General features: G+C 42.2%; 13 protein-coding genes. 3 read left to right on the top strand and 10 right to left on the bottom strand.

Annotated elements, in window-relative coordinates:
• Positions 1-3: 3 nt before the first annotated feature.
• Together AC1RRY_RS06725 and dinB are read right to left on the bottom strand one after the other, a co-directional pair.
• On the bottom strand, positions 4-2,994 hold the full coding sequence (locus tag AC1RRY_RS06725; protein ID WP_492817153.1) for a DNA polymerase III subunit alpha: 2,991 nt from the start codon (positions 2,992-2,994) through the stop codon (positions 4-6).
• A gap of 27 nt (positions 2,995-3,021) precedes the next feature.
• Entirely contained in the window at positions 3,022-4,212 is a 1,191-nt protein-coding gene (dinB, locus tag AC1RRY_RS06720; RefSeq protein ID WP_492817154.1) for a DNA polymerase IV, read from the bottom strand.
• Between the two features lie 93 nt (positions 4,213-4,305).
• Here dinB and AC1RRY_RS06715 point away from each other — a divergent pair, with 93 nt between their 5' ends.
• Positions 4,306-5,106, top strand: coding sequence for an XRE family transcriptional regulator (locus AC1RRY_RS06715; protein ID WP_492817155.1), 801 nt, complete (start codon positions 4,306-4,308; stop codon positions 5,104-5,106).
• A 215-nt stretch (positions 5,107-5,321) separates the two neighbouring features.
• Here AC1RRY_RS06715 and AC1RRY_RS06710 read toward each other — a convergent pair whose 3' ends face one another.
• From AC1RRY_RS06710 to AC1RRY_RS06695, 4 genes are all read right to left on the bottom strand, one after another.
• Entirely contained in the window at positions 5,322-8,675 is a 3,354-nt protein-coding gene (locus AC1RRY_RS06710) for a ThuA domain-containing protein (RefSeq protein WP_492856506.1), read from the bottom strand.
• Positions 8,676-8,816: 141 nt separating this feature from the next.
• Positions 8,817-11,264: a glycoside hydrolase family 95 protein gene (locus AC1RRY_RS06705; protein ID WP_492817159.1), complete on the bottom strand. Its 2,448-nt coding sequence runs from the start codon at positions 11,262-11,264 to the stop codon at positions 8,817-8,819.
• Between the two features lie 163 nt (positions 11,265-11,427).
• Entirely contained in the window at positions 11,428-12,165 is a 738-nt protein-coding gene (locus AC1RRY_RS06700) for a sulfite exporter TauE/SafE family protein (protein ID WP_492817161.1), read from the bottom strand.
• Between the two features lie 75 nt (positions 12,166-12,240).
• Positions 12,241-12,606, bottom strand: coding sequence for a winged helix-turn-helix domain-containing protein (locus AC1RRY_RS06695; protein ID WP_492817163.1), 366 nt, complete (start codon positions 12,604-12,606; stop codon positions 12,241-12,243).
• 162 nt (positions 12,607-12,768) lie between these two features.
• Here AC1RRY_RS06695 and AC1RRY_RS06690 point away from each other — a divergent pair, with 162 nt between their 5' ends.
• Together AC1RRY_RS06690 and AC1RRY_RS06685 are read left to right on the top strand one after the other, a co-directional pair.
• Positions 12,769-13,272: a molybdopterin-dependent oxidoreductase gene (locus AC1RRY_RS06690; RefSeq protein WP_492817165.1), complete on the top strand. Its 504-nt coding sequence runs from the start codon at positions 12,769-12,771 to the stop codon at positions 13,270-13,272.
• A 73-nt stretch (positions 13,273-13,345) separates the two neighbouring features.
• Positions 13,346-14,158 (top strand): mechanosensitive ion channel family protein, encoded by an 813-nt coding sequence (locus tag AC1RRY_RS06685; protein WP_492817167.1) that lies wholly within the window; start codon positions 13,346-13,348, stop codon positions 14,156-14,158.
• 31 nt (positions 14,159-14,189) lie between these two features.
• Here the strand turns inward: AC1RRY_RS06685 and AC1RRY_RS06680 are convergent, their stop codons facing one another.
• The 4 genes from AC1RRY_RS06680 to AC1RRY_RS06665 all read right to left on the bottom strand — a co-directional run bounded on the left by AC1RRY_RS06680 (position 14,190) and on the right by AC1RRY_RS06665 (position 18,415).
• Positions 14,190-14,375 (bottom strand): hypothetical protein, encoded by a 186-nt coding sequence (locus tag AC1RRY_RS06680; RefSeq protein WP_492817169.1) that lies wholly within the window; start codon positions 14,373-14,375, stop codon positions 14,190-14,192.
• Positions 14,376-14,509: 134 nt separating this feature from the next.
• Positions 14,510-15,889: a sensor histidine kinase gene (locus tag AC1RRY_RS06675; protein WP_492817171.1), complete on the bottom strand. Its 1,380-nt coding sequence runs from the start codon at positions 15,887-15,889 to the stop codon at positions 14,510-14,512.
• Positions 15,886-16,578, bottom strand: a complete 693-nt coding sequence (locus tag AC1RRY_RS06670; protein WP_492817173.1) for a response regulator transcription factor — start codon at positions 16,576-16,578, stop codon at positions 15,886-15,888. The genes AC1RRY_RS06675 and AC1RRY_RS06670 overlap by 4 nt, the downstream gene beginning before the upstream one ends.
• A gap of 484 nt (positions 16,579-17,062) precedes the next feature.
• Positions 17,063-18,415, bottom strand: coding sequence for a M24 family metallopeptidase (locus tag AC1RRY_RS06665; RefSeq protein ID WP_492817175.1), 1,353 nt, complete (start codon positions 18,413-18,415; stop codon positions 17,063-17,065).
• Between the last annotated feature and the right edge of the window lie 78 nt (positions 18,416-18,493).

Below are 18,493 nucleotides of genomic sequence, written 5' to 3'. Positions count from 1 at the left end.
CAATCAATCGCTAATTACAAATGCCAACGAAGCATCCGAAATCGGTTCTGACATACTTCGGGGGTCGGGCTTCAATTCAACTTTCCGCATGGAATCTACCTCCATTGAGTAAAAACCAAAGTCTTCAATTACTTTGCCACACAGATAATAAATGCCATTCCCACGAAGCGGACTCATCTCTAAAGATTTAGGGAAATGAACTGTATCAAAAAACTTACCTGAATAATCATAAAAATAACCAAAGCCCATCAGTTGCCCGTTTTTGGCGCGTATCGATTTCCAGGTTACCAGATACCCGTATATGTTAATGTTTTTACCCAGCATTTCGTGCAGGTTATCTGATGTCGGGGTGCCTGCCAGTGGCTCAGCACATAAATCAAACGGAGAACCGACGGTAAAATCGAGAAACTCGATTTCATCATACATATCTTCCAGTGGGTCATACGACAAAGCCGGTAGATTGGTCTCCGGCTCAAGGTATTCAAAGAGAGCTTCTTTGTATACCGAAGGCTTAAAATTATTATGTAACAACAGGTGTGCTTCCCACAATAACTCTTTTTTAGTCATTCCAAAACTCCTGAAAGCCCCTATTCTGATTAACACAATAAGTTGCTCAAGCCCTATCGGCACCCGGTGGGCAAAATCGGAGAAGGATAAAAAACGGCCGTTCAGATGTCTTTCATCCAATATACTTTTTACAATCTTTACTTCAAGGCTTTTAATGTGAATCCACCCCAGCCAGATGGTTTTTCCCTTAATGCCGGTAAGTACTCCGCTTTCGTTGATATCGGGTACTTCAACTATAGCACCGCAACGCTTGGCTTCGTGTATGTAAAATTCGGTTTTATAGAATCCACCAAAATTATTGATAACAGCGGTTATGAATTCAAGCGGAAAATACGTTTTCAGATACAAGCTCTGGTAACTCTCAACCGCATACGACGCCGAATGCGCCTTTGAAAAACTATAGCCTGCAAAACTCTCTACCTGCCGCCATACCTCTTTCGCCAGTTCATCACTATACCCCAGATTTTTGCAATTGGCAAACCATTTATCTACTATTTTCTGAAATTCTATTCTGGCTCTGTACTTCCCCGACATGGCACGCCTGAGCATATCAGATTCGCCCAGAGTCATACCGGCAAATTCGTGAGCTACTTTTATCACATCTTCCTGATAAATCATTACGCCGTAGGTGTCTTCCAGCATCTCTTTCATTTTGGGATGCAGGTATTGAATATTATGAGGGTCATGGTGCCGTTCTATATAGGCTTTCATCATGCCGCTGCTGGCTACCCCAGGCCGTATAATAGAGCTGGCGGCCACCAGTGTCAGGTAATTATCGCACCTGAGTTTCCACATCAATTGCCGCATAGCCGGCGACTCTACGTAAAAACAGCCCATGGTTTCGTTAGTCTGTAACTGCTGCCTTATGTGCCTGTCTTCTTTAAATTTCTGCACCTGATGAATATCAATGTTGATTCCGTTGTTTTCACGTACTAAATCAACAGCCATTTTTATATGGCCCAGACCTCGCTGCGACAGCACGTCAAACTTTGCAAAACCGATTTCTTCTGCTATATACATGTCGAACTGACAAATAGGGAAACCTTTGGGCATAGGTTGCAAAGCCGTATAGTTGAACAGTGGTTCCTCTGAAATCAGGATACCCCCCGCATGGATTGAAAGATTATTTGGCATTTCGTCCATCAAGGGAGCATATTTCAGAATATACCGCATGTATTCGTTACTCTGGGCTCTTTCGGGGTATCTCAGATACATATCAACCTCCGGCTTGGGTAGCCCAAACACCTTGGCGAGTTCGCGAATGGCCGAGTTACGCTGAAAGGTATTGTAGGTGGCCAGCAGGCACACATGCTCTTTACCGTATCTCTTAAAAATATACTGGATGATTTCATCACGATCATCCCATGAGAAATCGATATCAAAATCAGGTGGGGAAGTCCGCTCGGGGTTAATGAAGCGCTCAAAGAACAGGTCGAGTTCAATCGGGTCAACATCTGTAATTCCGATGCAATAAGCCACTATCGAATTAGCACCAGAGCCCCTACCCACATGAAAATAGCCTCGGGTTTTGGCATAATTGACAATATCCCAGGTCATCAGGAAGTAAGCGGCAAAATCAAAATCACCTATAATTTTTAGCTCTTTCTCTATCCGTTCTCTTACTACTCCTGCTTTAGAAACATCATACCGTATCTGTGCACCGTTGAATGCAAGCTCACTCAGAAACTCCATATCAGTCTCTTTATTTTTAGTAAAGAACTTTTTATTCTTATCAGTAGAGGGGTCAAACTCAAACTTACAGGCACTAATAACAGAAGCTGTATTCTGCATAAACAGGCGGCAGTTAGTAAATTTTTCTTTGAGCGTGGGGATATCCACAAAAATCTCATCAGGATAGGCCTCTTCACTTTTAGACAGCTTGCTCAACAGCACATTCTTACTGATGGCTCTCAGCAAACGGTGCAGGTTAAAGGTAATTTTATCATGAAACGTAACCGTATGCATGGCCAGCACCTTTTGAATAGCTGGATGTTTCTGATACTTAAAAAGCCGGGTTATTTCCCAGAATCTCACGCCTATGTATTCATGTTCATCAAGTGTCGGGTTCGATTCAAAATAACTCATAGGATAAATAGTGAAGCTATTCCGGAACGGTGGTGCTTTCTGCGGATACGGTTTCCCCGAAGCCAGATACTCCGACAAAAACTGGTTAATCTCATACAAGCCCTGTTGATTTTTTGCCAGCACTATGTATTTCACTTCGTCGCTGTTCCGGAACTCCACCCCCACAATTGGGTTAATGTCGACTTTGCCGCACTCCTTTATGAAATCGAACAGGCCGCTCGTGGTATTGATATCAGTGAGGGCCAGATTATGACAACCGGCGGCTTTGGCTCTGGCAACCAGGTCTTTGACACTAAGCGTGCCATAATTGAAACTAAAGTGACTGTGGCAGTTTAAATACATAATTGATATGTGTTGAACGTTTGATACTTATCTGGTCAATTGTAGCGTTTTTGCTTTCAATGCAGCAGGCTTGTCAAGTTGCATACCATAAGCCCTGCCCACCGTTTTTTCACCATATCTATATTTTACCTTGTCCATAGCCTGATGCAACGAGGCAAACTTAGAAGAGTTATCGAACAGGTTTATTTGCGAATACCCCTGTACCAGCTTGCTCAAACGAACACCTATCAATCTGATTAAAAGCCTTTTGTCGTATAGATTATCAAATAAACTCATCACTTTTTCAATAATCACCTGATCGTCCGAGGTATAAAGCACATGCGTTTGCCGGGTGTAGGTATCAAAATTTGAATAGCGTATTTTCACAGTAATGGTTCCCGCACATTTCACCTGTCTTCGCAAATCGAAAGTCAGGCTCTCTACCATATAGACCAATATCGATTTGAGCCTGGCTATATCGGTGGTGTCTTTATCGAAAGTCATTTCTTTTGAAAACGACTTCTGGTCATGATACGGCACAATGGGCGTATCGTCGATGCCATTGGCTCGCTCCCAGAATAACTTGCCGTGTTTTCCAAAGACCGCATCCATCAGTTTGATTGGCATTGCTGCCAGTGTACCGATGTTCTGTATACCCATGGTTCTCAGTGTTTTGGCAGTGGTATCACCAATCATGGGCAGTTTATTAATGGATAGTGGGTTCAGAAACGATCTTTCATAACCTGTCAATATCTGCATTTTGCCATTGGGTTTGGCCTCATTGGTAGCTACTTTGCTAACGGTTTTGCTGGTACTAAGGCCAAAGGTGACATCAAGATGTGTCTCTTTAGCTATTCTCTTTTTAATCTCTTTCGCCCATTTATAGCAGCCGAAGAATTTGTCCATACCTGTGAAATCACAATAGAACTCATCAATACTGGCTTTTTCTACTATAGGTACTGATTCACATATAATGTCGGTAACCATTTTAGAGTATTTTGAATACGACTCTTGATCGCCTTTTACAAAAATGGCATCAGGGCACAAGCGTCTGGCCAACTGCGACGACATGGCAGAGTGGACGCCGAATTTGCGGGCTTCGTAGCTGGCCGAGGCTACCACGCCTCGCTCGCTCGAACCACCCACAACTACGGGTTTTCCGATAAGTGCTGAATTGTTTAATCTCTCAACAGACACAAAAAAGGAATCAAGATCATAGTGTACTATGGCTTTTTCCATATGATTTTAATAATGTGGATAAAATTTTACCGGGATTCTGGGATAAAATTATAATCATTTTGTGTAATATTGTATAAACAATTCGTGTAGTTCATGAATAATCAATTAGTTAATCAGCTGAAGATAGCCCGTAACATCAAATTACTGCGATTGGGTAAAGGGCTTACGCAAGAGCAACTGGCTGATGCGCTTGCTATTCCCAGCACCCGTTATGCCAATTATGAGCAGGGCACCAGGGCTATACCTATAGACACCCTGGCAGCTGTTTCCTCCTATTTTCATCTGGCGCTGGATGCCCTGGTGAAGTTTGACTTAAGCAAGGTTGATTTGAAAGGATTGATGCGCGTGGGTGAAAACCGATTGCTTTTTCCGATTCTGATTAAAGATGACGGCAAGTTTGAGAGCATAGAAGTGGTACCCGTAAAAGCCTCGGCAGGGTATCTGAGCGGCTATGCTGACCCCGAATTTATAGAGGCTCTACCGAAGGCATCTTTGCCATTTATCGGCAATGGCACACACAGGGGGTTTCCGCTCACCGGAGACTCGATGCTACCTATACCTGACGGCTCTATCATCATCGGGAAATTCGTAGAACGTATCAATGACATAAAAGACGGCCGTACTTACATTGTTGTTGCTACGTCGGGAATTGCCTATAAACGAGTATATGTAAAAACACAGGAAGAAACATTGCTGATGGTATCTGACAACAAGGTTTACAGCCCTTATGAAATACCGCTGGAAAGTGTACTGGAACTGTGGGAGTTCAGATGCTTCATCAGCACCAAGGAATATTCGGCAGAGGAATATTCACTGGAAAATCTTTTTCAACAAATGAGTGGCCTTAGCAAAGGAATTGAGGAAATAAAGCAGAGACTTAGTGATAAGGATTAATTTTCAAAAAAAACTCTAACTATCGAATTTGGAATATATCATCCCTCCGGGATACTCTTAAACGACATAAACACTTTTCTACCGGTATATCGTCCCTGACGGGACTATAAACAAGATAATTCTTATTTTACTTATCACAATTGATTCCCCTTATAAAACAAAAGCGTACTTACGGCAAGCCATAAGTACGCTTTTTATTATCTGTCAACAATCAATTAATCCTGAAACTCAATGGTGTTGATTGCAAACAATGGTTTGCCTTCAGGTTTCGGATTTTTAAATACGAAGTAAATATCCTGCTGACCGGCTGTAGCAACCTTTACTTTAAGCGGAGCCATGCTTGCTTCCTGTACTTCGCCTGTACCTACTACTGTACCCGTTGGTGAGCCCAATCTTACTTCTACAGTACCTCCTACCGTTGTACCTTTCTGCGAGATTGCTCCAATAGCAATGGTTTTAATGCCTGTCAGGTCGATGCCTTTGAAAGCTATGTAACTGTCATTTTCAGAAGCTATGGCTACGTCGCCACCCAGTTGCTCAACTGTAAATTTAGCTACCGACTTAGATTCATCATAAGTAACTGCCTTAATTTTAGGGCTGCGTAAAGCTAAAGATTTGGTGGTTGTCAACGGGCCGATTACTTTACCGCCTTTATCGGTATAAGTAGCCTGAATAATATATGCACCTTCTTTTTTACCTTTATGTGTAGCGCCTTCATACGTACCTGTTACAGGTTGAGACGTTTTTCTGGTATCGTTCAAAGACAAGATATAGTCAACCATGTCTCTTGCATCAGCCGTCGACAATTGCGGGTGAGCAGCCATGGCTTGTTCACCCCATACACCGCCACCACCTTTAATTACTTTCTCAGCCAATTGGTTGATAGCCGTTTGCCCACGTTTGTATTTCTTGGCAACATCTATATAAGCAGGCCCGATTGATTTTTTATCAACCGAGTGACAGGCTTTACAATCGCTCAGGTCAATCAGACGTTTACCTGCGGCAAAGTTCACGTTTTCTTTGTGGCCTTGCTCCAACATAGTTTTGTCGTATCCTTCCAGATAATTGATGTTTACCACTACATCTTCCGGATCAATGCCTTTGCTCAGTGTACCGTCTTCTTTATCGGTTACTTTTACATCGTAGGCAATCTTCTGATTATCGAAGAAGAAGGTCTTGTTACCTTTCACCGAAATGTTTACAGTTGGCTCGGCATTTCCTACCTTCACAATTGTAGTCTGCGACGATTTGTTTCCGGCAGCGTCAGTCACTGTCAATACTACATTATACTCACCCGGTTTAGTGAAAGTAAATTTCGGATTAGCCTGTGCGCTTACAGGTAAACCTTTACCAAAATTCCATGAGTATTTTAAAGCATCTTTATCATAATCCATAGTTCCGGCCGATGAGAACGCAACCGCCAACGGTGCTGCTCCGGCTTTTTTATCGGCTGCCATAGTAATAACCGGCTTTCTGTTACCGGCATTGTATTCAATTACTGATAGCGTGGCATCTTCGTTCTGTGCGAACCAGTTCATTCCATAATCTAATACAAACAAGCGTCCGTCTTTCGAGAAAGCCATGTCCATCGGATGATAGAAACGGGTGTTCGGCATAAATCTTTCCATACCCTGATAGTTGCCTTCTTCGTCCATGCTTACCAGGTAAATCCAGTCGCGCATCCACTCATAAGCAAAGAATTTACCATCAAAATAGCTTGGGAATTTCTTAGGATTATTGGTATGATCTTCTGAATAATATACAGGGCCGGCCATTGGGTTACAACCACCTTTACCGAATTCAGGATATAGTTTCGATGGGCCATAGCCATAGTAAATCCATGCCGGTGTAGTAGGTTTCAGTTCTTTCAGACCTGTGTTATTAGGCGAATCGTTGATAGGCTTAGCCGCATCATATTTCGGGCCTGACTCTTTGGCAGCGAAATCGTAGTGATTATATGCGAAATTATCGCCCGTAAAAATAGGCCAGCCGAAGAAGCCCGGTTTACGCGCCTGATTAAACTCTACGATACCTTCCGGGCCACGTTTGTCGTTACCTTTTCCGGCATCAGGGCCTACATCACCCCAGTATAAATAGCCGTTGCGTTTATCAACCGAGATTCTGTAAGGGTTACGCATACCCATGGCATAAATCTCAGGACGGGTCTTGTCTGTTCCTACCGGATACAGGTTACCTTGCGGAATACTGTAGGTACCGTTATCTTCCGGTTTTATTCTTAGTACTTTACCACGTAAATCATTCGTGTTACCTGATGAACGGAGGGCATCCCATCCCTCGCGACCCGGCTGGAAATCGATTGGGGCATAGCCGTCTGAAGCAAATGGGTTGGTGTCGTCACCGGTAGAAAGGAAAAGATTCCCTTTGCCATCCCAGTCGATTGAACCACCTGTGTGGCAACACTCATCGCGTTTTACCAATACACGTAGCAAAACTTTTTCTGACGACATCACAACTGTGTCTTTCTTATCATCATACTCAAATCTTGAAAGGAAATTATCTTTGGTTACCTCACGGGTTTCGTCTGGTGTGTAATACAGGTAAATCCAGTGATTTTTCTCGTAGTCAGGGTCTGCGCCAACACCCATCAAACCATATTCAAATTTGGTGTACACCGGCATTTGTCCGGCCACTTTTACTTTTTTGGTTGTCGGGTTCCACACTTTCACTACTCCTTTCCGCTCTACAAAAATCACTTTACCATTAGGCAATATAGCTAATTCGGTAGGTTCATTCAAATTACTTGCCAGTGTAATACGCTCAAAACGGTTTTCTTCTGGTGCATGTACCGAGCGGGCTTTCGAGTAGTCAAGCTTGGTAGCCATTACCCATTTCAAGCCCTGCCAGAAATGCTCTGTAATCAACGGTTCGGTGAAGGTTTCAGGGGTATGACCAAAGTTTGAGTAGAAAGCCTTACCGCCGTCATATTCATGGTACCACGCCATTGGGTGGAAGTCTCCCATTTTGCCCATTTCGTAGCTTTTTTCATCCACTCTTACGATAAACTTCAGAATATCTTTTTTCAAAGATTTGAAATCATAGAATTCGTCTGTTTTGTCGAAAGTATCAGGAAAATGCGCTGAAGCGGGGAATGTTTTATCAAGCGTAATCATTTTACCTTTTTGCACGTTTGACACCCTGCCACCCGGATGGCTGGCAAAATAGCCTCCCATCAGGTCGTTATACCAAGGCCAGTTGTATTCAGTATCAGAAGCTGCATGGATACCGAAGTAACCTCCGCCTGCCTGAATATAACGCTCAAAATCAGCCTGTTGTGCTGTATTCAATACGTCGCCGGTAGTACTTAAGAAAACAACAGCATTGTAGTTTTTCAGATTGGCTTCATTAAACTTGGTGGCATCAGTTGTGGTATCTATCACGATACCCTGTTTCTTGCCTAAGTCCAGAAAAAACTGGTTACCTTCCTTAATAGAGGCATGATGAAAGCCTTTTGTTAAAGAAAAAACCAATACTCTTTTTTGCTGTGCAAATGTGCCTGCACTGGCAAATAAGAGTATCATTAAAAGGATAGGATTAAACTGTCGTTTCATTAGAATAAAAACATTTTTTATGAGCAACAAATGTAAACAAAAAGCAAAGAATAAGTGTCAATAACACATTAAAAGTATTTTTTTAAGATTATATATAAGAATTTACCGAATACAATCTCAGAATTTCCATCAAATCTATCGCTATTTTTCTGCCTTAAACTCATAGGTTTCACCTGCCTGTGTCGGGAAATCATACACAATTGTTCCCTTAATGAAATCTGTATTAACTTTCGCTTTGGGCGATACCAACGGCTGCTTGATGGCGGCTGTCTGAAAAAACGGATTAGGGTTTTCGCCTTCGGCTTTTTTCATGGTTACATCGGCTTTCAGAGTATGGTTCACACGCAGGCGGCAGTTGCCGCCCAGAGTAGATTTCAGGCACAACTCTGTTATTTTACCATCTTTCCACGCCATTTTCACAATTTCGAAACCGCCTCTCATTCTTAAACCACTCACGCTGCCTTCGGCCCATCTGTCAGGCAAGGCCGGTAATAAATGAATGGCGCCGTCATGGCTTTGCACCAGCATTTCGGCAATTCCGGCGGTGCAGCCAAAGTTGCCATCGATCTGAAACGGCGGATGTGCATCAAAAAGATTATCGTAAGTACCTCCACCCTGCCGACCGGGAACTTCAGCAGGCGACAACTGGTCGGTTATCAATTTATAGGCTCGGTTACCATCCAGTAGCCTTGCCCACCAGTTGACCTTCCAGCCCATCGACCAACCGGTTGAAACATCACCTCTGTAAATCAACGAATTACGCGCGGCTGCAAATAAAGCCGGATTTTGATAAGGCGAAACCTGATTGGACGGAAAAAGCCCATACAAATGTGAAATATGCCGGTGTTGATCCTGGGGGTCGTCCAGGTCTTCCAGCCATTCCTGCAATTGATTATGCTGGCCTATCTGCATAGGTGGCAACTGATTCAATTTAGCCTCAATCTGATTGACAAACGCCGTATCTATTTTCAGGATTTTCGCAGCATTGATAACATTAGAGAATACATCAAACACCAGTTGATTGTCCATCGTGGCTCCGGCTGTAATAGACGAATTCTGGCGCCCGGCAGGTGAGTTTTCAGGTGAAGTGCTTGGCACCACTACCAACCATTTGTGAGCAGGTTCTGCCACCAGAAAATCATGATAAAATGTTGCTATGCCTTTCAATACCTGATAATACTTCTGCAAAAATGCTTTGTCGCCACTATATAAATACCTTTGCCACAGGTGCTGGCTTAGCCAGGCACCTCCCATTGGCCACATACCCCAGAATGCCCCGTCTACCGCGCCGGTGCTTCGCCATAAGTCTGTATTATGGTGTGCTACCCAGCCATTGGCGCCATACATATTGCGGGCGGTTTCTACACCTGTTTCTGACAGCTCTTTCACCATATCGAACAGTGGCTCGTGCGTTTCAGGCAAATGGGTGAGCTCGGCAGGCCAGTAGTTCATTTCGGTATTGATATTGATGGTATACTTGCTGTCCCAGGGCGGATTCACCCTGTGATTCCAGATACCTTGTAAATTGGCAGGTTGCCCGCCGGGACGGGAAGAGGAAATGAGCAGATAACGCCCGAACTGGAAATATAAGGATACAAAACCGGGGTCATTCCCTTGAGCAAAAGCTTTCAGGCGCTCGTCGGTAGGTAGTTTTGCTGCCTCCGTTGAGCCCAAATCCAATGTCACCCGCTTGAATAAACGCTGAAACTCTCTGATGTGATTATTGAACAATGTGGTGTACGAGATTTTCTCAGCTTTATCGATATACGCTCTGGCCTTTTTATTTTCGTCGGCATTTATGTCATGATAATTCACAAAGTTAGTAGCAATAGAAACCAGAAGTGTTACTGCTGAAGCATTTTCAATATTAATGCTTGAGTCGTTTCTACTTATTATTCCGTCGTTGGGCAGTATTCGGGTAATGGTTTTAAAACGCACCGAACCCTTTACTCCCTCATGGTCTTTCCCTAATCCTGAAACCGACAACTCATTTTTAATTGCAGAAACATTTGTCTTAAAAGGGCTGCTCATTGATAAGCGAAAAGATAAACTTCTGGGTTTATTGGCATTGAGGCGAATGACCATCACCTGATCCGGAATAGAAACAAATGTCGTGCGGGTATATTTTACTCCATTAGCCTGATAGGTAGTAGTCTGTATAGCCTGTTCTATATCCAGTTCTCTTTTATAATTGTCATAGTCTTCATGATCCTTAAAATCTAACCGTAAATTGCCTATCGGTAAAAACATCTGTCCGTGATTCATTTTGGCAATAATACTTTTTTGTGCCAAATCCTGTGCTTCCTGATTTTTGCCTTCAAAAATCAGTTGTCTTATAGCCGGCAAGGCTGCTTTGGCATCAGGATTGTCGTTCCTGCTTGGGCCGCCAGACCAGAAGCTCGATTCATTTAGTTGCAGCGTTTCCTGAGCCACATTGCCATATACCATTGCCCCTATGCGTCCGTTGCCGAGTGGTAAAGCGTTAGTCCATGTAGTGTTTGCAGGTTGTTTGTACCATAGTTTCAAGTTACTTTGCTGGGCGTGTAAGGCCGTAGAAAATACTAAAAGAATGAAAACTATTCTTTTCATAAAAGGGAGTCTTTGGGTTGAAAAATTTACATACACTTTGCCGGGAAGAATGTAGCAGTGATAAGAAGGCAAAGATTAAATTCGGGGACAAAGATAACAGCTTCCGGAAACCTTTTGGTATTTCCCGGATAAAAAAGGAGAAATTGATTTGTTGAGCCGGTAATCAGGTAAAGAAAAGTTTCAGACAGGCAATGATAAGGCCGAAGGCCAGCAGATACCTGAGTGTAGGAATATTGAAACGTTGACTGCCAAAATAAGAACCCAGCAAACCGCCTATAATGGTGGCTCCTACTGCCCATTGCAGGTCTGGTGTAAGGTGGATACCTCCTTTTGATAATTGGCCATACAAACCCGAAAGCGAATTAACGAAGATAAACAGGGCTGATACCGCTGCGGTTTCTTTCAGTTTGGCCCAATGCATCAGCAACATTAATGGACTTAAAATGATACCACCACCAATACCTATCATACCCGATAGCAGCCCGATTGCGGCTCCGGAAAACAGACTTGCCCACAACGGCACTGGGCGGTTGGGGGTTTCTTCGGTGCGGAACTGGTACAACAAACGTGCAATGGAAATAAAAATGCAGGCTGCCAGAATTTTTTTATAGATGTTGTCAGGCAATGTCATGGTTCCTCCAAGATAAGCCATCGGGATACTCGCTAGCGCAAAGGGGAAAAACAGATTGAATTTGAAATGCCCCGCCCTGTAGAACCCTATAAAAGAGAATAGCGAAACCGCCAGATTCATTACCAATGCCGACGATTTCATCATAGACGGTGCCACTCCTATCAATGCCATTACTGCCAGATACCCGCTTGCCCCTCCGTGCCCCACAGAAGAATAAAGAAACGCCACAACGGCCATCAGAAAAAGAAGCAGGTAGAAAGAGGATTCCATTATGGTTGCTAATAAATCGTTATATTTATTGAAACATAACGCAATATGTATATTTTAATTAAGGCCGGAAAATAATCACTCCGATAATTTTTGAGTTTCCTGCCTCATAAATTCTTCGAAACGTACCTGCAATGCCTTATAGGACGCCATGGCTTGCAGGCCCCACTCAGTTACAACGGCTCCACCACCCTGCTTCCCTCCTACCTGAGTAATAACCAGTGGTTGTCCGGACTGCGTGTTCATGGAAGTAATCAAATCCCAGGCTCTTTTGTACGACATCCGCATGGCCAGAGCAGCTTTAGAAATAGAACCATGTTCAATTATCAGTTCCATTAACTGAATACGCCCCTTACCCAGATACCTTTCCGAACCATCGGCTTGCTCAATCCAGATACTTCCGGCTACTTTAATATTTTCAGTAACGGAGAGTAACTCTTTCATTCTTGTCTGTTTAAAATAAAACTCTCTTGCGCAAAAATAGCAGAAAGAAAGATTGAAATCACCTGATTAATTAAAATCATTACCATTATGGTCTTTGCAGGAAAACTTCTATATTTGAACGCTATATTTTCAAAAACATAACGTTTAACTAGTAATCCTACCATGAAGAAACATTTACTTTCCGGCTCTTTCTTTATCCTGGTTATTTTGTTGCTTATTCCGGGTTTTGCATATGCCCAGACAAACACACTAAAAGTAGAAGGAGACATTGAAAAACCATTGACATTTACCGAGAATGATTTCTCGAAATTGCCTCATGTTGAAGTAAAAGGTAAAGATAAAGACGGCAAGGAACATGTGTTCGGCGGTGTTGCTTTATCTGAAATTCTGAAGCAGGCCGGCGCCCCGTCAGGTGGACAGCTCAGAGGAAAAAATCTGACAAAATATGTAATAGCTAAAGCTACTGATGGGTATCAGGTTATTTTTGCCCTGCCTGAATTAGACCCCGAATTTACCGACCAGATTATTATCGTGGCCGACAAAGTAGACGGCCAACCCCTACCAAAAGGCGAAGGGCCTTTCCGTTTTGTGGTGCCTAAAGACAAAAAACATGCCCGATGGATACGCGAAGTGGTAAGTATTAAGGTGTTAGCAGCCACTGAATAAACAATGCCTGCCGGGTTAGCAATTTAAGATTGCTTCACTTAATTTTGCGATATTGATTTATATCCAAAATTGCATGAAGGGTTTCTTTCTTGATTTCTTCCATTCGGTAAGTATCATCATCATTCTTATTGCTGCGTTGATAGTGTCGCAGGTGGCGCGCAAGGCATTAAACAGGTATGCAAGGCGAAATTCGCACAATTTACGCATCAATGCCACTACTTTCAGTTTTCTGAAAAATGCTGCCAGTTTTGTTATTTTCGCTTTGGCGCTCATTGCTGTCGTTCATCTGATACCGGGCTTAGAAAAATTGGCCACTACCCTTTGGGCCAGCGCGGGTATTTTGTCGGTGGTAATAGGTTTGGCAACGCAGCAAACACTGGGCAATATTGTGAGTGGTATTTTTATTATTGTCTCTAAACCTTTCCGCATCGGCGATTCCATCAAACTGCCGAATGGTAATCAGGGCATCGTGGTAGATATCACGATGCAATACACAGTTATCAGTAATCCTGAAAACGGACACATCATTGTTCCGAATGCTGTTATTGCCAGAGATTACGTAATCAACGCTACCATTATAGATGATAAGGCTTGTAATCTTATCAATATAAAAATCATGACCGATGATGTGGATCGCGCCGTAGCTTTGCTTAAGGAAATTGCAATGGCACATCCTGATTTTTATAGCGCGGCTCAAACAGAATTGCCTGAAGAACCCAACAGTGAGTTTAAACCCCTGCTGGTACAGGCAGTTGACCTATCAGACTCGTGGATTACCCTGCGGCTGAGTGTCTGGTGTAAATCTTCTGCCAGAGCCCTAACTATGAAATCTGACTTGCTGCTGGAAATAAAAAAACGATTCGATAGCGAAGGCATTAAAATATAAAAGGCTACCTGTATTGGTAGCCCTTCAACAATCAATCTTTCTTTTCTTTTTTGTGGTGCTTTTTAGCAGTGTCTACTGTTTTCTGATCACTCTTGGCTTCTTTCTTTTCTACTTTAGCCGATTTTTCTTTGGGGATCTGCTGACCTCCCTTGGCAAACGTAACAGGGGCGAAAAGTATAGCAACTGCTAAAGTTGCTAATGAGATTGACTTTTTCATGTTTTTACTTGTTTACGATTGATAGCTTGTTCGTCAGACCGGCGAACTTTCTATAACAAATTTCGTTCGTAAGCATTAAAACCATTATAAGTCAGAATTAAACGAGGATTAAATATTTAACCGCAGATTAAAACTCAAACCAGTGTATCGTCGGCATTCGGTAATTGCACTGTTACCCTGGTACCTGCATTAAGTTCACTCTGAATGCTTATTTTACCTTTATGCAACTCTACTATTTTGCTGCAAACCGAAAGGCCTATACCAAATCCGGAAATATTCAGTGCATTTTTAGAACGATAAAAGGGTTCAAAAATAGAATCCAGGTCTTCCTTTGGTATTCCTATTCCTTCGTCTTTAATACTCACAAGGGTATGCGTTTTGGTAAAGTCTATGCTTATTTCTGCCTGTTGCAACGGCGAATACTTACAGGCGTTATCAATCAGGTTTATAAAGGTGGTTTTCAGTAAGGCTTCATTTCCGAAAACAATAATTGAATACTCATTTTCAGGTTCCTGTGCATACTTCACGGTAATCCGGTACTCCGGCTTACTGAGACTTAATTCATCCTGCGCCTGAAAAATAATATCATCGATACGCACTTCACCAAAATTGATCAGTGGCGACTTAAACGGACGGACAATCTGCAACAAGCCATTCGAAAGGTTGATTAACCTATTAATATCGTGGCGGATATTCTTCAAAATGCCCCTGTGCTGATCAATAGTAAGGTTTTCGTCCAGACTAATTTCTACCTCCGACTTTAACGCCGCCAGGGGTGTCCGTAATTCATGAGATGCATGCGAAACAAAACTCTTCTGTAGTTCAAACGACTGCTCCAGTCTTGAAAGCATCTTGTTAAATGCGGCAGCCAGCAATCCTATCTCATTCTTACTTTCATATCCGTCAATGCGCTGCCTCAGGTTATTAGCCGTAATAGTGCTCAGTTTACTAATAAAAACATTGACCGGCTTCAGTGCATTTCCTGCGAAAAAAACACCTAGAACAATCGTAATCAGAATGCCGCCTATTAAACCTATTACAAGTGTTTCCCGAAGATTCTGCAGCTTACTTTTGCCAAACTTGTCATAAGCAGAGGCCAGAACCACGTAGTTCTGTTTGCGCAGGTTATAAACCAGCCCAATTGATTCATTTTCTCCTTTCGAAAGCTCCAGATATTTTGCTTCCCTTACACGGTCGAGCAGAGCAGCATCATAATCAATCACGATGTCGTCTATGTTACTGTATAGCAGTTCGTCTTTGTCTGAAAAAATCAGTACTTTCTCATCATGCAGTGCTGTCAGGGTATTTTTGTCAATAATCCTCAGCAAGGCCTTGTCAATCTCATCAACCTTGATAAAAAAAGAGGCCGTTGTAAGGGCCTTGTTTTTAAGGCGCTCCAGAAACTCCTCTTCTCTGTATGCAGCCGATTGCTGATAAATTATCCACGAAAACAACGACAATAAGCTCGCAACAATTATTGAGAACTGAATTGCTATTTTGGTTTGTATTTTCATGCACTTTCTCTGATCATATAACCAAGCCCCGGGCGGGTATGAATCAACTTCGGTTCGAAACCTTTGTCTATTTTACGGCGCAGAATATTAATATAAACCTCTATTACGTTGGTACCTGTATCAAAATGTATGTCCCACACATTGGTGGCTATTTCGGGTTTAGAAATAATTCTCCCTTGATTCCTAACCAAAAACAGCAGAAAATCATATTCCCGGGCGGTCAGTCTTATTTCTTTACCGGCTCTTTTCACCAGCTTGCTGTCAAGAAAAATCTCCAGATCTGCAATTCTTACAGTATTTCCTACGTTTTCAGGTTCTGAATTGCTGTGTTTTAAAGCAACCATAACCCGGTGGTATAACTCTCTGAAATCGAACGGCTTTACAATATAATCATCGGCACCGGCTTCAAATCCTTCAATTTTATCTTCAATTTCGCTCATAGCCGTAAGCATCAAAATCGGCAAATTCGGTTTAACAGCCCTAAGATTCTTGCACACATCAAATCCGTTCATTTCGGGCAGATTAATATCTAAAATTATCAGATCAAAATCTATTGATTCTGCTCTTTTTAGCCCCAAAGTACCATTATGTGCCACCTCTATCTCAAAACCCTTGTTGCTTAAGCCACGGGTAAGTAATTGAGCGATTCGTTGATCATCTTCAATTACCAGAATTTTCTTTACCGACATTTCCTTTCTGAATCTTTAAAATTATTCTTTTTTAAATCAATGCTTTAGTCTAATTATGTCAATCTACAGCTTGACTACCATAGGTAAAAGTTTTTCGTGTGGGTGTTATGCTTATTCAAAGATACAACGCTAAAATTATTGATTTAAGCCATTTATTTTTTTTTAATTTATTTCTAAGAAAGAATTAAGGCACATTTCAAGGTCAAAAAGGATTTATAGGCTAACATTGTATGATAGTTAATAGCAATTTAATGCAAGCATTGTAACATTAAAAATAAGTCAGAAAATGATTGAATGTGCAGATAAATAACAGTTTTTATTGTTCCGGACTAATTTCTGCAGCATAAGTTACCACTTTCAATCAGACGGTATTTACATGATGACCTATTTTTATAAAACCGGAATAACCCGCATTTCTTAGCTTTGGGATTCATAATAATAAAATAGGTAAAGATTGAAATTATCTTTACCTATTTCTTTTTTGTTATTTCACATGGCTGAGTACTCTGGGAATCGGAATTATTTCTGTCTGTCGGCCGTCTATATACCTGAATCCTTTATCATCAAAAAATCCGTCTTCTTCCAACATTATTCTGATGGGTTTCTTCCACTCTGTCAAATCGACCGATACATTCAGTTCTATTGAATAGGCAGTGTTGAAATTGAGAGGGTAATCTCCACTTCCAATGGTTTTACCCTGGTTATCCCACATACCAATGGTGGGCCCGGCAGCATGCCCGTGGTTGCCGATAGGATGCGTATAGATAGTCCCTTTCAACCCGGCTTTTTTCGATTGCTCCAGTGCCTTTGCAAGAATCTCGTTTCCTGTTAATCCGGCCTTGAAATTATCTGTCAGATTCTCCTGCAACTGATTGCCTTGTCTGAAAGCCTTCTTCAAAAACTCCGGCACTTCTGTTTCGCCGGGTTTCAGCATATAAGCATGTTGTTGCTGGTCGGTATTCAGGCGCAAATAAGTGATTCCGAAATCACAATGAAGCAAATCTCCGGGCATGATCACTTGCTTTTGTGGTCTTTTTGAAAATGTACGGAGATGGTCGAAATTCTCAGGGTCTAACCGCTGAATATCTACCGTTGGGTGAAACCATGTTTCCAATCCCAAATCTGTTACTCTCTGCCGCATCCACCACACTACATCGTCGGTTGTGGTAATACCCGGCTGAATGACTTTATCTGAAAAAGCCTCCTGAATAATTTCATGCGATATCCGGCATATCTGCTGATAAATTATCATTTCACGCGTTGTGCGGGTTTCCAACCAGTTTACAGCCAGATTCGAGGCTGAAACTATTTTTCCATGCAAATCAGCAGGTAGCTTTTCCATAAACTCCTGATGCTCGGTAAAAGTCAGTCCATCTGCATGCGCATAATATTTCGAAAAATTGAGGCCAATTTTCTTAGGGTTTTTCTCTTTAATTACTTTTATCAGCGCATCCCACTGGTCAGGATTTGTATTCAGGTCCCATTCTCCTTTCAATAAATTGCCCACATCATAGCGCGCAATAGCCAGGCGTTCTACTCCTTCTTTCGGTCCCTTATCAAAGAATACCATCATAGTGCGCCTGCGCGCCGAAAGCCACACAGAAGGCAACATGGTTTTCATAACAGGGTCTTCGTTATATTCTCTCGAAATCAACACCCACATATCAATACCTTCATTCCGCATCAGTTGTGGCAACAGATTGGTCATCCGGTCTTCCAGAATTTCATCTGTTACAATTGCCCGTTCTCGTTCAGTCAAAATACGGGGTATAGAGTTTTGAGAAAAAACGGCAGTAAAAACAAGACAGAAAACAACAAACAGGTAAATTTTTTTCATGATGGTTTAGCGTGGCTGATGTTTAAATTATTCAAAGTGAAATAGCATGGCGTCAGGATATCCTGAAGCGCGCATCGC

The sequence above is a fragment of the Emticicia sp. GW821-FHT11C11 genome (assembly GCF_058808615.1).
The sequence above is the reverse complement of the archived record's forward strand: the minus strand, read 5'-3'. Positions and strand labels throughout refer to the sequence as shown.

What these genes read in the sequence shown, in the direction of transcription:
- AC1RRY_RS06725 (WP_492817153.1), bottom strand. Translation starts at nt 2,994, where the DNA reads ATGTATTTAAACTGCCACAGTCACTTTAGTTTCAATTATGGCACGCTT.
- dinB (WP_492817154.1), bottom strand. Translation starts at nt 4,212, where the DNA reads ATGGAAAAAGCCATAGTACACTATGATCTTGATTCCTTTTTTGTGTCT.
- AC1RRY_RS06715 (WP_492817155.1), top strand. Translation starts at nt 4,306, where the DNA reads ATGAATAATCAATTAGTTAATCAGCTGAAGATAGCCCGTAACATCAAA.
- AC1RRY_RS06710 (WP_492856506.1), bottom strand. Translation starts at nt 8,675, where the DNA reads ATGAAACGACAGTTTAATCCTATCCTTTTAATGATACTCTTATTTGCC.
- AC1RRY_RS06705 (WP_492817159.1), bottom strand. Translation starts at nt 11,264, where the DNA reads ATGAAAAGAATAGTTTTCATTCTTTTAGTATTTTCTACGGCCTTACAC.
- AC1RRY_RS06700 (WP_492817161.1), bottom strand. Translation starts at nt 12,165, where the DNA reads ATGGAATCCTCTTTCTACCTGCTTCTTTTTCTGATGGCCGTTGTGGCG.
- AC1RRY_RS06695 (WP_492817163.1), bottom strand. Translation starts at nt 12,606, where the DNA reads ATGAAAGAGTTACTCTCCGTTACTGAAAATATTAAAGTAGCCGGAAGT.
- AC1RRY_RS06690 (WP_492817165.1), top strand. Translation starts at nt 12,769, where the DNA reads ATGAAGAAACATTTACTTTCCGGCTCTTTCTTTATCCTGGTTATTTTG.
- AC1RRY_RS06685 (WP_492817167.1), top strand. Translation starts at nt 13,346, where the DNA reads ATGAAGGGTTTCTTTCTTGATTTCTTCCATTCGGTAAGTATCATCATC.
- AC1RRY_RS06680 (WP_492817169.1), bottom strand. Translation starts at nt 14,375, where the DNA reads ATGAAAAAGTCAATCTCATTAGCAACTTTAGCAGTTGCTATACTTTTC.
- AC1RRY_RS06675 (WP_492817171.1), bottom strand. Translation starts at nt 15,889, where the DNA reads ATGAAAATACAAACCAAAATAGCAATTCAGTTCTCAATAATTGTTGCG.
- AC1RRY_RS06670 (WP_492817173.1), bottom strand. Translation starts at nt 16,578, where the DNA reads ATGTCGGTAAAGAAAATTCTGGTAATTGAAGATGATCAACGAATCGCT.
- AC1RRY_RS06665 (WP_492817175.1), bottom strand. Translation starts at nt 18,415, where the DNA reads ATGAAAAAAATTTACCTGTTTGTTGTTTTCTGTCTTGTTTTTACTGCC.